The organism is Deinococcus carri (assembly GCF_039545055.1).
Lineage (GTDB): Bacteria > Deinococcota > Deinococci > Deinococcales > Deinococcaceae > Deinococcus > Deinococcus carri.
Genome location: NZ_BAABRP010000006.1, coordinates 168,655 through 182,222, shown reverse-complemented (window position 1 = coordinate 182,222; position 13,568 = coordinate 168,655). Strand labels below are relative to the sequence as shown.

The window sequence follows — 13,568 nt, the reverse complement described above, 5'->3', positions numbered from 1 at the left end:
GGCACAGGTAGCGTTGTTTGTGAGTATGCGCGTGGCCGTTTTTCACGGTGTAGACGCCACCGCACGCTGGGCAGGGTGGAGTGTTCATGCTTCATTGAACTCCCGTCATGCCCTGAATGCCACTACCATGCGGCTGCAACATTTGACTTCGGCTGCATACCACGCTATAGTTTCTGACATCACCGCCCGAAGAGGCGGCTTTTTTATTGCCCGTTTATCGCCCGGCTTCCCCGAGAGCCGCAAGGTCGGCAGGCGTGTTCACGTTTCGCAGGGCGTCCGGGCTGACGGCCTGAAGGATGTGGAAGGGGACAGTCACGGTCAACTCGGGCAGGGCCGCCGCACGCAGCCGGCGCTCTCCCCCATCCAGCCGGGCCGTGACGTGCGGCAGCAGCGCCGTGTGGTACAGCGCGGCGAGCGGTTGCGGGCGGCCCGCGGCGTCCAGGGCAAGAATGGCGCTGGCGTCCGGTGTGCGTGCCTGCGCCAGCGCCTCCCAGTACGGGGGCGTCAGGCGGGGCATATCCACCCCGGCGAAGGCCACCCAGATGGAGCCAGCCTCCACCTGCGCGGTCCTCAGGGCTGCCTCCAGGGCGGCGAGTGGCCCCTCGCCGGGGCGGGTGTCGGGCACGTTCCGCCAGCCGGGGAGTTCATAGCGACCGGGCGGGGCAATCAGCAGACGCAGGGGGCAGGCGGCCAGGCTCGCGGCGACGTGTTCCAGCAGGGGCCTGCCCTCCCACAGGGCGAGGACCTTGTCACTCCCGAAGCGGCTGGAGCGTCCGCCCGCCGTGATGGCCGCGACCACATCTCTCACGATTCCGTTTCCCACTTCGTGTGGTCCCCCCGCTCTAGGGTGGGGCGCAGAAAGGTTGCCGCCTTTTGGCAACCTTTCCGAGCGAAGCGAGAAGCGCAAAAAGCGCGGCGCGAAGTGGAGTGGACGCCTGAGACATGCGGCCACGCAACGGAGCGCCGCTCTAACGCCTGGGGGGAAAGGGGGGCTGGAGAAGCAGTGGGGCACATGTGGACTCCTGGATAGTTCGGGACTGGAGGGGGAACTGGGGCAAACTGGCACCTCTTTACATTTCTTCCATATTGCGTGGTGGCCGACACTGTGCCTCTCCGGGCTATGGACACACTACCCGCAGTTCACCTTATTCAAGTTCGACCGATTCAGGGAGGATTACCCATGAAGAAGTTTTCCGCGCTGGCGCTTCCCCTCGTTCTCGCGTCCTGCACCATGATGCTGCCCGGCAGCCCCTACACCCTCGGCAAGCAGCCGGCGGCGGGGGACCTGAACCCCACCGGAACGGTCATGAGCAAGGTCTCCGGCGACAGTGTGATGACCGAGGCGAAAGTCATGGGGCTGAAACCCAACCAGAACTATGTCGCGCACTATCACAACCAGGGGACAGCCAGTACCAACCCGTGCAGCAGCGGCGGCCCGGCCATCATGAGCAGCAAGATCGTGGGCATGACCGACGCCAGCGGCATGCTGACACTGATGGGCAGCGCCCCCCGCGCCGACGTGATGAATGCCACGTACTTCAACGTCCACACCGCAAGCGACACCCAGGGCACCCCCGCCGACCCGGGCGTGGCCTGTACCGCCGTGCAGATGCCGAAGATGTAGCCCCTCTATCGCGGCAAGCACGCCCCGGCCCTCAGCGGCGCGGGGCGCGTTTGCGTTACCCTGCCTTGCGTGAGCGTCCGAATCCTGGGCGGCAGCGCCAAAGGCCGCGCCCTGAAAGTCCCCGACAGCGCCCGGCCCAGCGGCGCGCGCATCCGCAAGAGCCTTTTCGACCTGCTGGCTTTCCGGGCACCGTCCGGCACCTTTCTGGACCTGCACGGCGGCAGCGGCGCGGTGGGGCTGGAGGCCGCCAGCCGGGGCTACGACGTGACGCTGATCGAAAAGGACGCCCGCGCCGTCCGCGCGCTGGAGGAGAACAGCCGCCTGCTGGGGCTGCCCGTCCGCCTGCTGAAGGGCGACGCGCTGGCCCTGCTGGCACGCCTGGGCGAGTTCGGCGTGGTGTTCAGCGACCCGCCCTACGTGCAGGACATCCCCACGCTGACGCAGAAGCTGCTCGCCTCGGGAGTGGTCGCGCCCGGCGGCCTGCTGGTGGCGCAGCATCCCGACCGCACCCACCTCCCGGATGAACCCGGCTGGATGCGCGAGGAGCGGGTGTACGGCAGCAATACCCTGACGCTGTATGTGCGGGACGGCGGCGCAGGGGATAACATCGGACCCGCATGAACGCCGTCTTTCCCGGCTCCTTCGACCCCGTCACCAGCGGCCATATGGACGTGCTGACGCGGGCCGCGCGCATCTTCGACCACGTGACCGTCACCGTGATGCACAACGCCCGCAAGCAGGGCCGCCACCTGTTCACCCTGGAGGAACGGCTGGCAACCCTGCACGAGGCCACCGCGCACCTGCCGAACGTCAGCGTGGACAGCTTCAGCGGCCTGCTGGTGGACTACATGCGCCAGCAGCAAAAAGGCATCATCATCCGGGGCCTGCGCGCGGTGAGCGACTACGAGTACGAACTCCAGATCGCCCACCTCAACCGGCAGATTGGCGAGGTGGAGACGGTGTTCATCATGGCCGCGACCCGCTGGAGCTTTGTCAGCTCCACGATGGTCAAGGAAATCGCCAGCTACGGCGGCGACATCAGCGAGATGGTGCCGCGGGCGAGCGCGGCGGCCCTGCGGCGCATGTTCGCGGACGTGTACGCCGAGCGGGAAGAAGGCAGAGGGCAGAAGGCGGAAGGCTGAGGGCCGGGGCAAAGCGGTGAGCTATGGGCTATGAAAAAGATGGCTGACGCCAAAGCGCAGGCTCCCTACGTGCTGGTTCATAGCTCACGGCTCATAGCTCACCGGTGCCTGAATCGCAAGCAGCGTGACAGCCACACGACAGAGGCCGGGGCACCCACTCCCCGGCCTCCCCACTTCAGGGCGTCAGGCTTCCTGCTTCAGCTCCCCGGCGGCGCGGCGCAGCACTTCTGCCTTGTCCGTCTGCTCCCAGGGGAACTCGGGGCGGCCGAAGTGACCGTAGGCGGCGGTCTGGGCGTAGATGGGCCGCTGGAGGTCCAGCTCCGCGATGATGGCCTGGGGGCGGGCGTCGAAGTGTTCGCGCACCAGTTCGGCCAGGCGCTCGTCGCTGACGGTGCCGGTGCCGTAGGTGTCCACCCGCAAGGACACGGGATGCGCGCGCCCGATGGCGTAGGCCACCTCGACCAGCGCCCGCCGCGCCAGCCCCGCCGCCACGATGTTCTTGGCGATGTAGCGGGCGTAGTAGGCCGCCGAACGGTCCACCTTCGTGGGGTCCTTGCCGGAGAAGGCCCCGCCGCCGTGGGGCACCGCGCCGCCGTAGGTGTCCACGATGATCTTGCGCCCGGTCAGGCCGGTGTCGCCGTGCGGCCCACCAATCACGAAGCGGCCGCTGGGGTTGATGAAGTAGTTGGTGCCGGAGGTGAGCAGTTCGGCGGGAATCACCGGGCGGATGACGTGTTCGAGCATGTCCGCCGCGATTTGCTCCTGCGTCACGCCCTCGCTGTGCTGGGTGCTGATAACGATGGTGTCCACGAACGTCTCGGTCGCCTCGTGCGGCTCGCCGTCGCGCACCACCGTCACCTGGGCCTTGGCGTCGGGGCGCAGGTAGGGCAGCGTGCCCGCCTTGCGCAGCTCGGCCAGGCGGCGCGTGAGCCGGTGCGCGAGGCTGATGGGCAGCGGCATCAGCTCGGGCGTCTCGTCGGTCGCGTAGCCGAACATCAGGCCCTGGTCGCCCGCGCCGATGCGGCTGTAGGCATTCTCGGGGCGGGCGCGTTCCTCCTCGCTCATCCCGCGCCATTCCTCGGAGAAGTTCACGCCCCCGGCGATTTCCGGACTCTGTTCGTGGATGGACACCAGCACGGCGCTGTACTCGGCGTCGAAGCCGTAGTTGGCGCGGGTGTAGCCCACCTTCATCACGGCGTCGCGCACTGTTTTTTGCACGTCCACCCGCGCGTCACGCGCCGACACCTCGCCCGCCACGACCGCCATGCCGGTGGTCAGCAGCGTCTCGACCGCCACGCGGCTTCCGGGTTCCTGCCGCAGAAACTCGTCGAGCAGCGAGTCCGAGATGAAATCCGCCAGCTTGTCCGGGTGGCCTTCCGAGACCGACTCCGACGTGTAAAACTTCCGCATCTTCGCTCCTTGCACGCGCGGGGGGGCGTCTCACAGAACCACCTGGAGAGGGATGTCGCTGCGGTCCCCACACGGTCCGCCGCTCGCGTGAGGGCGGGACAGGGGCAGCCTACTCCACCCGCCCCGCCCGGCGAAAGGACGAAAGGCAGCGATGCGGGACGGGGAGCGTTAGGCTGGGCCTCCATGAACCCCGTGACCATCCTGATGATTTCGGGCAGCTTGCGGGCTGGGTCAACCAACACCGCGCTGCTGCAAACGGCGCAGGCGGTCGCCCCTATGGGCGTCAACGCCGTACTCTATACGGGCCTGGGACAACTGCCGCATTTCAACCCCGACGATGACCAAGGCTCCCTCCATCCCGCCGTTCGTGACCTGCGGGCGGCCCTCGCAGCGGCAGATGCCCTGCTGTTCTCGACCCCCGAGTACGCCGGGGCACTTCCGGGGTCGTTCAAGAACCTGCTGGACTGGACCGTGGGCGGGGGAGAAACCTACTGCATGCCCGCAGCCTGGATCAATGCCGCCGGGACGGCCTCGCCTACCGGGGCCGCGGATGCCCACGCCTCCCTGCGCCGCGTCCTTGGCTACACAGGCACGGTCATTGTCGAGGCCGCCTGCACCCGGATTCCGGTGGCGCGGCAGAGCATCGGCGCGGAGGGGCTGATTGCCGATGCCGCCATTCGTGAACAGGTGGCAAGCGTTCTGGGGACCCTCGCCACACATGTGTGGCTGTCTCCACGTGGGGCCGAATAGTCCAGGCTTTCCGCTCTACGGTTGTCCCCGCCCCGCCCCCATCGCCGCCCCGATCCCGACCGGCAACTCGCCCGCCACACGCTCCAGCGTGCGCCCCGCCGCCGCCCGCACCATCTTCTCGAAGGCGGCCCCACCCCAGCCCTCGGCCTGGGGCAGCGTGAGGTGGGCGCGGAAATGGAAGTGGAAGGTGACGGCCCCGACCTCATCCACGCCGGCTTGGCCGGCCACCTCCACCCAGGCCCGCTCGCCGGCCAGGGGTTCGGGCGTGAGGGCCGCGCCGTCCGGCGTGACGGTCAGGCGGCTGCGAAAGGGCAGGTCCACCTCGCCCAGCACGGGAACGGGCACGACCAGTTCGCCGGTCACGCCCTCGCGGTCGCCGCGCAGGTCACGCAGGAAGCGGACGCGGGAGAGGGCCGCCCCCGCGTCCCGCACGAACGCCAGCGCCGCCGCCCGCCCGCCGGGATGGGTGAGGGTAAAGCTCTGCTGCGCCTCGATCACCACGCCGGAATCAGTCCACCCATTCGATCACCACGCGGTTTTCGCTGAGGGCCGCCTGCAACTCGGTGTCGGCCACGCTGCGCAGCCGGGGCAGGTGCGCGAAGCGGGGGGTGGCCGAGGCGTACCCCAGCCGCACCACCACGTCGTCGCTCAGCTCGTCCTTGCCGATGCGCCAGACCAGTTGCCCGCCCAGCGCCTCCAGGTGCCGGGCAAGCTCCGGGGGCAGGTCGGGGCCAGCGCCATTCGGGCCAGCACCGTCAGGAGAGGCGGCGTCCGTCATGCCGGCCATTGTACGTGGGGCGGGGGCAGGGTAGAACGGGGACCATGACCGCCTCTCCCCTCTCCTGGCGTGACCTCGAAACCCGCGTGGGCCTGGACGCCCTGCCCGCCTTTCACCGCGCCTTCCTGACCTGGCGCGGCGTGGAGGGCGCGGACGACATGCCCCTGCGCCGCGTGGGGCAGCGGGTGGAGGCCGAACTCAACCGCATGGCCCAGGCCGGACAGGCGCAAAAGCGGGAGGACGACTGGTTGCTGGAGCCGGGGGCACTGGCGGGCTTCGGGGAGGCAGAAGGCTGATGGCAAATGGCTGAAGGCCAAAAGCGTTGGTCAGCCTTCTGCCATCCGCTTTCGGCCTTCAGCCTCCTGCATGCGTCACCACATTGCAGGTACACCGCGCCAGGGTCGTCGTCCTTCCGCGTTCGTCCTGCACTTCCACCGTCCAGACCATCACCGTGCGGCCGCGGTAGGCGAGGTTCGCCTCGGCGGTGACGAAACCGCCGGTCACGCCGCGCACGTGGGTGCCGCTCACGTCCACGCCGACGCCCACCTGACGGCGCACGTCCAGATTCAGCCAGGTGCCGATGCTGGCGAGTTCCTCGGCCAGGGCGAGGCTCGCGCCGCCGTGCAGCCGCCCGGCGGGCTGGCGGTTGCCCTCCACCGGCATCCGGGCGGTCAGGCGCTCGCGGCCAGCCGTCAGAAGCTGGATGCCCAGGCGTTCGCCCAGCGTGCCCGAGAGGCCGCTCAGCCGCCCGGCGAGTTCCTCCGGGGTCAGGCGGTCCAGTTCGTCGGGGGTGGGCAGGTGCAGGTCGGGGTGCAGGGTCATGGGGGGAGGATAAGGCAGACGCTTACGCCGGCTCCGTTTCCGTCACGCACTCCGCGAACGCCGCCGCGTACTCTGCCCGCTCCAGCCCCCGCCCGATGAAGACCAGTTCGGTCTGTCCGTCCGCCTCGTCCCAGGCGTCGGCGGTGAAGAGGTCGCGTACCGCCTGGAACAGCACCCGCTGGGGGTAGCCGTGCAGGCTCAGGAAGCCCTTCACCCGCAGCACCTCGGCGGGGCGCGAGAGGATGAAGTCGGTCATGAAGCGCTGCCAGCGGTAGGGGTCGAGGGGCGAGGCGGCGCGCAGGGTGAAGGAGGTCAGGCCGGGGGTGTGCGCCGTGGGTTCGGCCCCGTCCAGCACCCGGGGGTCGAAGTCGTCGCGGGCGAGGAGGGCATCGGCGTCGAGTTGCGCCCGCTCCACCCGCACCACGCGCGCCAGGGGGTTCACGCCGCGCAGCACCCCCTCGGCGTGGTCGAGCAGCACCGGGTCGGCCAGGTCGGTCTTGTTCAGCACGATGACGTTCGCGTAGGCGAGTTGCCGCGCGGCTTCCGGGTGGTCACGCAGGGTCTGGAGGACGTGGCGGGCATCCACCACCGCGACAAGGGTGGTCACGCGGAAGGCCGCGCGGACGGAGCGGTCCAGCAGCGTGGTCAGCACCGGGGTGGGGTCTGCCACGCCGCTGAGTTCGACCAGCACGGCGTCGGGCTTCCGCTCCCGCAGACTAATGGTCACGAGCGCGCGCAGCAGGTCGTCGCGGCCCGTGCAGCACAGGCAACCCGCCGCGAGTTCGGTCACGTCGTCCTGCAAACGCTCGACCAGGCCACCGTCCACACCCGTCTGCCCGAACTCGTTGACGATGACCCCCAGGCGGTGGGGTAGCGAACGGATCAGGTGGTTGACCAGCGTGGTCTTGCCCGCCCCCAGAAAGCCGCCGATGACGATGACGGGCACGCGCTCATCGGTCGGGCGGCCGTCAGTGGGGGAAGCGGGGGCAGTCATGGGGGCAGCATAGAGTGCCCCCTCGCCGTCTGACCGTGAGCGGGGAGCTAGCCTGCGCGGGTGACTGCCCCACCGGCTGACCCCGCCGCCCCGCCAGTGCTCCGCCGCCTGTATGGGCTGCTGATGCCCTACCGCCGCACGGTCCTGCTGGGGCTGGCACTGCTGGTGGGCAGCGTGGTGGCCGAGCTGTACCCGCCACTGGTGTGGAGCCGGGTGGTGGACCGTGGCCTGCCGGCGCGCGACTGGCGCTTTATCGGGGGGCAGCTCGCCCTGCTGGTCGGGGTGTTCGCCGTGCAACAACTGCTGTCGGCGTGGCGGGGCCTGCTGCTGGAGCGGGCGGGGCAGCAGCTCACGCTGGACCTGCGGCTGAGCGTCTACCGCAAGCTTCAAGGGCAGTCGGCGGCGTACTTCGAGACGCAGCGCACCGGGGACCTGATCGCGCGGGTGACGGGCGACGTGGACGGCCTTCAGGACGTGCTGGTGCGCGGCACGGACGCGGTGCTGGCGAACGCGCTGCGGATCGTGGGGGTGATCGGCATCTTCATCGCGCTGCAACCCCTGCTGGGAGTGCTGGTCACGCTGCCCATGCTGGCGGTTGCCCTGATGCTGCGCCGCTACGGGCAGACGGTGCGGCCCGCCTACCGCGCGGCGCGGACCCGCCTGGGCGACCTCTCGGCACTGATCACCGACCGCCTGGGGGGCATCCGGGTGGTGCAGGGCTTCGCGCGCGAGGGGGCGGAAACACGCCGCGTCGAGGCGCTGGGGCAGGCGCTCTACGCCGAGCAGGTGCGGGCGGTGGCGCTACGAAACCGGGCCTTTCCGCTGGCCCGCTTCGTGGCGAACCTGGGGAACGTGATCATGCTGGGGGGTGGCGCGTGGCTGATCATGGCCGGGCAGTTCACGCTGGGCGGGCTGCTGGCCTACCGCGGCTACGGGCGCTATTTCTACGGCCCCATCGACGACCTGGTGAATATCGGCGACCTGCTGCAACGGGCCGAGGCGAGCGGCCGCCGGGTCTTCGAGGTACTGGACGCGCCCGTGGCTGTCACCGAGCGTCCCGGCGCGCGCCCCCTCCCCGAACCCGTGCGCGGCGAGCTGCGTTTCGAGGACGTGACCTTCGGCTACGACCCCGCCCGGCCCGTGCTGCGGGACGTGACGCTGACCATCCCGGCAGGGCAGCGGGTGGCGATTCTGGGCGAATCGGGCGCGGGCAAAAGCACCCTGCTGTCGCTGGTCACGCGCGGCTACGACCCCCTCTCCGGGCGGGTCACGCTCGACGGGGTGGACGTGCGCGACGTGACGCTGGAGAGCCTGCGTTCCCACGCCGTCACCATGCCGCAGGACACCTTCCTCTTTCACGACACGGTGCTGGAAAACGTGCGCTACGCGCGGCCCGATGCGAGCCTGGCGGAGGTCGAGGCCGCCCTGAAGGCCGCCCACGCGCTGGACTTCGTGCGGGCGCTGCCGGAGGGGCTGGGCACCGTGGTGGGCGAGCGCGGCGTGCGGCTGTCGGGGGGCCAGCGCCAGCGCCTCGCCATCGCGCGGACGCTGCTCGCCCGGCCTGCCGTGCTGCTGCTCGACGAGCCGACGAGCGCCGTGGACGCCGAGAGCGAGGCCCTGGTGGTCGTCGCGCTGGATGAACTGATGCGCGGGCGCACCGCCCTGATCGTGACCCACCGCCTGAGCCTGGCCCGTGGGGCCGACCGGGTGCTTGTGCTGGCCGGCGGACGGGTGGTCGAGGACGGCCCGCCCGCCACCCTGCGTGCCCGTGGCGGGGCCTACGCCGCGCTCGAACGGGCCGCGCAGAACCTCGACGGCACCCGGCCCACAGCCGTCAGCGCGGCGTCAGTGCCCCCATCATCGCGTAGGTGATCAGCGCCGCCGTCAGCAGCCCCACCAGCACGAACCAGGCAGGCGCGCGGCCCCCGTTCGCCAGGTTCGCCGCACCCCAGCTCAAGCGCAGGTTGACCAGCGCGAACACCAGCAGGAAGGCGTCCAGCATGTCCACGCTCCGCCCACCCCCCACCTCCAGCGGGTACGACACGGCAAAGGTCAGGCCGACCAGCGCCAGGGCAATCAGAAGCTGGAGAAGGAAGGGGGGCATGGAAGGAGGGTACGCGGTGCGCGGTACGTGGTACGCCGTTCGTCTCTCCCGCGCACTGCACACTGCATCCCGCGCACCTCACCTCTACCCCAGCTCGTGGTACTGCCCGCGGAAATACAGCAGCGGGTCGTCGTCCGTGTAGCGGGCGTACTCCACGAAGCCCAGGTAGAGGGTGTGGTCGCCGGCGGGAATGACCTGCTCCTTGCGGCACACCAGCTGGGCGACGCTGCCGCCGATCAGGGGCAGGCCCTCGTGGTCGAACCAGGGCACGGCTTCCTCGGGGCCGGGGCGTCCGGCGAAGTGGTCGCTCAGGTGACGCTGGGCGCTGCTCAGCACGCTCACGCCGAAGCGCGTGACCTCGGCTTCCGAGAGCAGGGCGTGCATATGGGCGCGGTGGTCCACGCTCACCAGCACCAGCGGGGGCGTCAGGCTGACCGACACGAAGGCGCTGGCCGTCATACCCCGCCGCTCCTGGCCGTCCGTGGCCGTGATGATGGTCACGCCGCTGGCAAAGCGCCCGAGCGTCTGCCGGAACTCGTAGGGGGGAATGCCTTCAGGGCCAGAAGAGGTCATGGGCTGAGTGTAGCGAGTGGGGGGGCAACCCTGCGGCGGCAGACGGCGGGAACAGCGTCAGCCGCGCCCTGCGCCTGTTCTACGGCCTGTTCTACGGACTCCACTGGAAAGGTGGACAGATAAACCTCGAACCCGAGCGAGGCGAGCCGGAGAAAGGACGGATTCTGCGGTATGGAGCCGCCTTGTGGTGCTTTCCCGCTTGTTGCTTCATACCGCGGAATCCGTATTACCCTGGCCCATGACCCTCTTCAGACTGGACGGCAAACACGCGCTGGTCACCGGGGCCAGCCGGGGTATCGGGCTGGCGGCGGCGCACGCCCTGGTGCGGCTGGGCGCACACGTGACGGTCGCCGCGCGGGGGGAAGCGGCGCTACGGACGGCCGCCGACGCCCTGGGGGCGCGCTGCGTGGTGGCCGACGTGGGCACACCGGAGGGCGTGCGCGCAGCGGTGGAGGCCGCGAGGGCGGCGGGGCCGGTAGATATTCTGGTCAGCAACGCGGGCGGGCCGCCCCCCAGCCTGCCCAGCCAGGTCACGGAGGAGGCCTGGCAGCGGGGCTTCGACGTGACCTTTCTCTCGACCGTGCGGCTGGCAGAGGCCGTGCTGCCGGGCATGCGCGAGCGGGGGTGGGGCCGCATCATCGCCGTCACCAGCCTGACCGTGGGGCGGCCCGCGCCCACCCTGCCGGTCAGCAACGCGCTGCGGGCGGGCGTGACCAACTACCTGCGCACCCTGGCGCTGGAGGTCGCCTCCGACGGCGTGACCTGCAACACGGTTGCGCCCGGCTACACGGCCACCGAGCGGCTCCGGGCACTGCACAGCAACCCCGCCGAGGCCGAGCGGCTCCAGCAGCGCATTCCCGCCCGCCGCTTCGGGCAGCCCAACGAGGTGGGTGCGGCCGTCGCCTTTCTCGCCACCTGCGAGGCCGGGTACATCACCGGGCAGGAGGTGCTGGTGGACGGCGGCTGGAGCATCTGAGGGGGCCTCCTGCGAGCGGCACACAGGAGGGGTCGAACGGTCAAACCGTCGAACGGCTCGGTACCCCATCTGGTTCCGGTTGCCTGACGGTCAGGCCTTCCCTGCCCGCCCTCCCAGGCCGGAAGTCCATGAAGAAACGCTATGGAATGGGGCCGATCCGAACGGTGCAGGACCGCATACACACAGGTAGCAGGACCTGTGATGAGGCAGGCGGTGCGCCTCACTCGGGGGCGCTAGGCTGAAAGCAGGCAGACACGAGAGGCTCCTTCCCGCCCCTGGCGCGGATCTCTCAAGGAGGAAGGCATGTTGGGACTCGGACCGCTGGAACTGATTCTGATCGTCGTCGTGATCGCCCTGATCTTCGGGGCGCGCAAGTTGCCCGAACTCGGCAAGGGCATGGGCCAGGGCATCAAGGAATTCAAGAAGGAGGTCCGCGACCCCGCCGGCCCCGATGTGAAGGAGGTCGTGGTGACGGACGTGCCCGCCCGCCCCCTCGACCCGCAGACCACCGTGACCACCGAGGTGACCCGCTCGGCCGACGGGCGCGTAGTGGAAACCGTCACCGAGCGCGACCACCGCGCGTAAGGCTGGCCGGAGCATGACGCAGGGACAGGACCTCAAGAGCGCGCCGCTGCTCGATCACCTCGAAGAGCTGCGGAAGCGCATCATCATCAGCCTGGTCTTCCTGACGGTCGGGATGGCCGCAGCCTTTCAGTACCGCCTGCAACTGATCGAGCTGATCAAGGGACCGCTGCGCTATTCGGTCCTGTACCAGCAGGACAAGGTGCAACTGGTCACGCTGAACCTCACCGACCAGTTCATGCTCAGCATCAACCTGTCGTTCTGGGCGGGCCTGGCGCTGGCCCTGCCTTTCATCCTGTGGCAGCTGTGGGCCTTTATCGCGCCGGGGCTGTACCCGCACGAGCGGCGCTGGTCGCTGCCCTTCATCATCGGGGCAGGGCTGTCGTTCCTGCTGGGCGCGGCGTTCGGCTACACGCTGGTGCTGCCCAGCATGGTCAAGTTCCTGCTGGACTTCCTGGGCGGGGCGGTCACGCCGATTCTCAGCCTGGGCAGCTACATCGGCACCGTCACGACCTTTCTGGTGGCCTTTGGCCTTGCCTTCGAGCTGCCGATCCTGGCGATCATCCTCACCCGCATCGGCCTGGTGAACCACCTGATGCTGCGCAAGGCCTGGCGCTTTGCCCTGGTAGGCATCATGCTGTTCGCCGCCATCATCACGCCGACCCCCGACCCCGGCAGCATGCTGCTGGTCGCCGTGCCGCTCTACGCGCTCTATGAGCTGGGCGTGCTGCTCTCGCGCGCGTTCCGGGTGGTCCCGGCCGAAGACGTGCCTGCCATCGGGGCCTGACCCCTTCCTCCCCCGCCCGGCCCGGCTCTCCGGGGCCGGGTTTTTTCTTGCCGGGTGCCGGGGGTCACAAAGGGCATAGACTGCGCAGGACTTATGGATCCGGTATTCCTTCAGATCGGCAATTTCACGATTGCCTGGTATGGCGTGCTGATCACGCTGGGCATCGTGGCGGGTGTGTGGGTGGGCACCCGGCTGGCCCGCGAGCGCGGCCTGAACGTGAACCTCTTCAACGACATGATCCTGTGGATGATCATCTGGGGGCTGGTGGGCGCGCGGCTGGTGTTCGTGCTGACCTCCTGGCACCAGTTCGCGAGCATTCCCTTTCCGCAGGTGCTGCTGGACATCATCAACCTGCGGCAGGGCGGCATCAGCATCCACGGCGGCCTGATCGGCGGGATTCTGGTGCTGATCTACTACACCCGGCGCTACCGGCTGAACTTCTACCAGTACGCCGACCTGTGCGTGCCCGGCGTGGCGTTCGGCATCATCGGCGGGCGCATCGGCAACATCATGAACGGCACCGACACGGTGGGCCGCGTGACCGGCTGGCCCATCGGCTACCACTGGCCCGCCTCCGCCCGCGCCTTCCACGAGGGCATGTGCGTGCCCAACCCCAACCCCGACCTCGACCTCTCCCGGTACTGCCACGAGGTCGGCGGGCAGATCATGATGACGGCCCCGGTCCACTTCACGCAGATGTACGGCGTGATCATCGGCATCATCCTGTCGGTCGCCGCCTTCTTCTGGCTGCGCTCGCGCAAGGCGGGCTGGGCCTTCTGGCAGTTCTGGCTGTGGTACTCCATCCTGCGCGCGGGGGCCGAGGAAACCTTCCGCCTCAACCCCCTGCCCCTCAAGTCCTACCTCAGCCAGGGCCTCGACAAACCCGGCATCGGTCTGTGGACCGAAACACACCTGATCAGCATTCCGCTGATTCTGGTGAGCCTCTGGATGCTGTGGCGTATCCGGCAGAAGCCGGACACGCGGGAGCCGTCAGCCGTCAGCGCTTAGCTCTCAGCAGCAAGACGG

The 13,568-nt window shown here is 69.3% G+C and carries 19 protein-coding genes; 10 read left to right on the top strand and 9 right to left on the bottom strand.

What is annotated here, in order from left to right; all coding sequences use genetic code 11:
• Positions 1-88: IS1/IS1595 family N-terminal zinc-binding domain-containing protein (locus ABEA67_RS19460; RefSeq protein ID WP_425557182.1), on the bottom strand; the 88-nt coding region annotated here is incomplete at its 3' end.
• Positions 89-214: 126 nt separating this feature from the next.
• Positions 215-808, bottom strand: a complete 594-nt coding sequence (gene mobA, locus ABEA67_RS10290; RefSeq protein ID WP_345464773.1) for a molybdenum cofactor guanylyltransferase — start codon at positions 806-808, stop codon at positions 215-217.
• A gap of 372 nt (positions 809-1,180) precedes the next feature.
• Between mobA and ABEA67_RS10285 the strand changes: the two genes are divergently transcribed.
• The 3 genes from ABEA67_RS10285 (at position 1,181) to coaD (ending at position 2,766) form a co-directional block, all read left to right on the top strand.
• Positions 1,181-1,624: a superoxide dismutase gene (locus ABEA67_RS10285; protein WP_345464771.1), complete on the top strand. Its 444-nt coding sequence runs from the start codon at positions 1,181-1,183 to the stop codon at positions 1,622-1,624.
• A gap of 69 nt (positions 1,625-1,693) precedes the next feature.
• Positions 1,694-2,245 carry an RsmD family RNA methyltransferase gene (locus ABEA67_RS10280; RefSeq protein ID WP_345464769.1) on the top strand — a complete coding sequence of 184 codons (552 nt, stop codon included), beginning with the start codon at positions 1,694-1,696 and terminating at the stop codon, positions 2,243-2,245.
• Positions 2,242-2,766 (top strand): pantetheine-phosphate adenylyltransferase, encoded by a 525-nt coding sequence (coaD, locus tag ABEA67_RS10275; RefSeq protein ID WP_345464767.1) that lies wholly within the window; start codon positions 2,242-2,244, stop codon positions 2,764-2,766. The genes ABEA67_RS10280 and coaD overlap by 4 nt, the downstream gene beginning before the upstream one ends.
• A 183-nt stretch (positions 2,767-2,949) precedes the next feature.
• On the opposite strand, the gene metK is transcribed toward coaD, so the two are convergent.
• A complete protein-coding gene (metK, locus tag ABEA67_RS10270) occupies positions 2,950-4,176 on the bottom strand; it encodes a methionine adenosyltransferase (RefSeq protein ID WP_345464765.1) in 1,227 nt (408 codons plus the stop codon).
• A 183-nt stretch (positions 4,177-4,359) separates the two neighbouring features.
• Here metK and ABEA67_RS10265 point away from each other — a divergent pair, with 183 nt between their 5' ends.
• Positions 4,360-4,926, top strand: coding sequence for an NADPH-dependent FMN reductase (locus ABEA67_RS10265; RefSeq protein ID WP_345464763.1), 567 nt, complete (start codon positions 4,360-4,362; stop codon positions 4,924-4,926).
• A gap of 15 nt (positions 4,927-4,941) precedes the next feature.
• Here ABEA67_RS10265 and ABEA67_RS10260 read toward each other — a convergent pair whose 3' ends face one another.
• Together ABEA67_RS10260 and ABEA67_RS10255 are read right to left on the bottom strand one after the other, a co-directional pair.
• On the bottom strand, positions 4,942-5,427 hold the full coding sequence (locus ABEA67_RS10260; RefSeq protein WP_345464761.1) for a DUF3809 domain-containing protein: 486 nt from the start codon (positions 5,425-5,427) through the stop codon (positions 4,942-4,944).
• A gap of 7 nt (positions 5,428-5,434) precedes the next feature.
• The gene (locus ABEA67_RS10255; protein WP_345464759.1) at positions 5,435-5,704 is read right to left on the bottom strand and encodes a DUF3248 domain-containing protein; all 270 of its coding nucleotides are present in this window, start codon (positions 5,702-5,704) and stop codon (positions 5,435-5,437) included.
• Between the two features lie 44 nt (positions 5,705-5,748).
• Here ABEA67_RS10255 and ABEA67_RS10250 point away from each other — a divergent pair, with 44 nt between their 5' ends.
• Complete coding sequence (locus ABEA67_RS10250; protein WP_345464757.1) at positions 5,749-6,000, top strand: hypothetical protein; 252 nt, start codon at positions 5,749-5,751, stop codon at positions 5,998-6,000.
• A gap of 58 nt (positions 6,001-6,058) precedes the next feature.
• Here the strand turns inward: ABEA67_RS10250 and ABEA67_RS10245 are convergent, their stop codons facing one another.
• Both ABEA67_RS10245 and ABEA67_RS10240 read right to left on the bottom strand, forming a co-directional pair.
• Complete coding sequence (locus tag ABEA67_RS10245; protein WP_345464755.1) at positions 6,059-6,526, bottom strand: PaaI family thioesterase; 468 nt, start codon at positions 6,524-6,526, stop codon at positions 6,059-6,061.
• 22 nt (positions 6,527-6,548) lie between these two features.
• Positions 6,549-7,520, bottom strand: coding sequence for a CobW family GTP-binding protein (locus tag ABEA67_RS10240; RefSeq protein WP_345464753.1), 972 nt, complete (start codon positions 7,518-7,520; stop codon positions 6,549-6,551).
• Positions 7,521-7,580: 60 nt separating this feature from the next.
• Here ABEA67_RS10240 and ABEA67_RS10235 point away from each other — a divergent pair, with 60 nt between their 5' ends.
• Entirely contained in the window at positions 7,581-9,392 is a 1,812-nt protein-coding gene (locus ABEA67_RS10235; RefSeq protein WP_345464751.1) for an ABC transporter ATP-binding protein, read from the top strand.
• Here ABEA67_RS10235 and ABEA67_RS10230 read toward each other — a convergent pair.
• The gene (locus tag ABEA67_RS10230; RefSeq protein ID WP_345464750.1) at positions 9,355-9,624 is read right to left on the bottom strand and encodes a hypothetical protein; all 270 of its coding nucleotides are present in this window, start codon (positions 9,622-9,624) and stop codon (positions 9,355-9,357) included. The two genes, ABEA67_RS10235 and ABEA67_RS10230, sit on opposite strands and share 38 nt — an antisense overlap.
• Positions 9,625-9,708: 84 nt before the next feature.
• A complete protein-coding gene (locus ABEA67_RS10225) occupies positions 9,709-10,197 on the bottom strand; it encodes a flavin reductase family protein (RefSeq protein WP_345464748.1) in 489 nt (162 codons plus the stop codon).
• A 238-nt stretch (positions 10,198-10,435) separates the two neighbouring features.
• Between ABEA67_RS10225 and ABEA67_RS10220 the strand changes: the two genes are divergently transcribed.
• The 4 genes from ABEA67_RS10220 to lgt all read left to right on the top strand — a co-directional run bounded on the left by ABEA67_RS10220 (position 10,436) and on the right by lgt (position 13,550).
• The gene (locus ABEA67_RS10220) at positions 10,436-11,173 is read left to right on the top strand and encodes an SDR family oxidoreductase (RefSeq protein WP_345464746.1); all 738 of its coding nucleotides are present in this window, start codon (positions 10,436-10,438) and stop codon (positions 11,171-11,173) included.
• A 306-nt stretch (positions 11,174-11,479) separates the two neighbouring features.
• The gene (locus ABEA67_RS10215; protein WP_345464799.1) at positions 11,480-11,758 is read left to right on the top strand and encodes a twin-arginine translocase TatA/TatE family subunit; all 279 of its coding nucleotides are present in this window, start codon (positions 11,480-11,482) and stop codon (positions 11,756-11,758) included.
• A gap of 13 nt (positions 11,759-11,771) precedes the next feature.
• Positions 11,772-12,542, top strand: a complete 771-nt coding sequence (gene tatC, locus ABEA67_RS10210; protein WP_345464744.1) for a twin-arginine translocase subunit TatC — start codon at positions 11,772-11,774, stop codon at positions 12,540-12,542.
• 93 nt (positions 12,543-12,635) lie between these two features.
• Entirely contained in the window at positions 12,636-13,550 is a 915-nt protein-coding gene (gene lgt, locus ABEA67_RS10205; RefSeq protein ID WP_345464742.1) for a prolipoprotein diacylglyceryl transferase, read from the top strand.
• Positions 13,551-13,568: the final 18 nt, after the last annotated feature.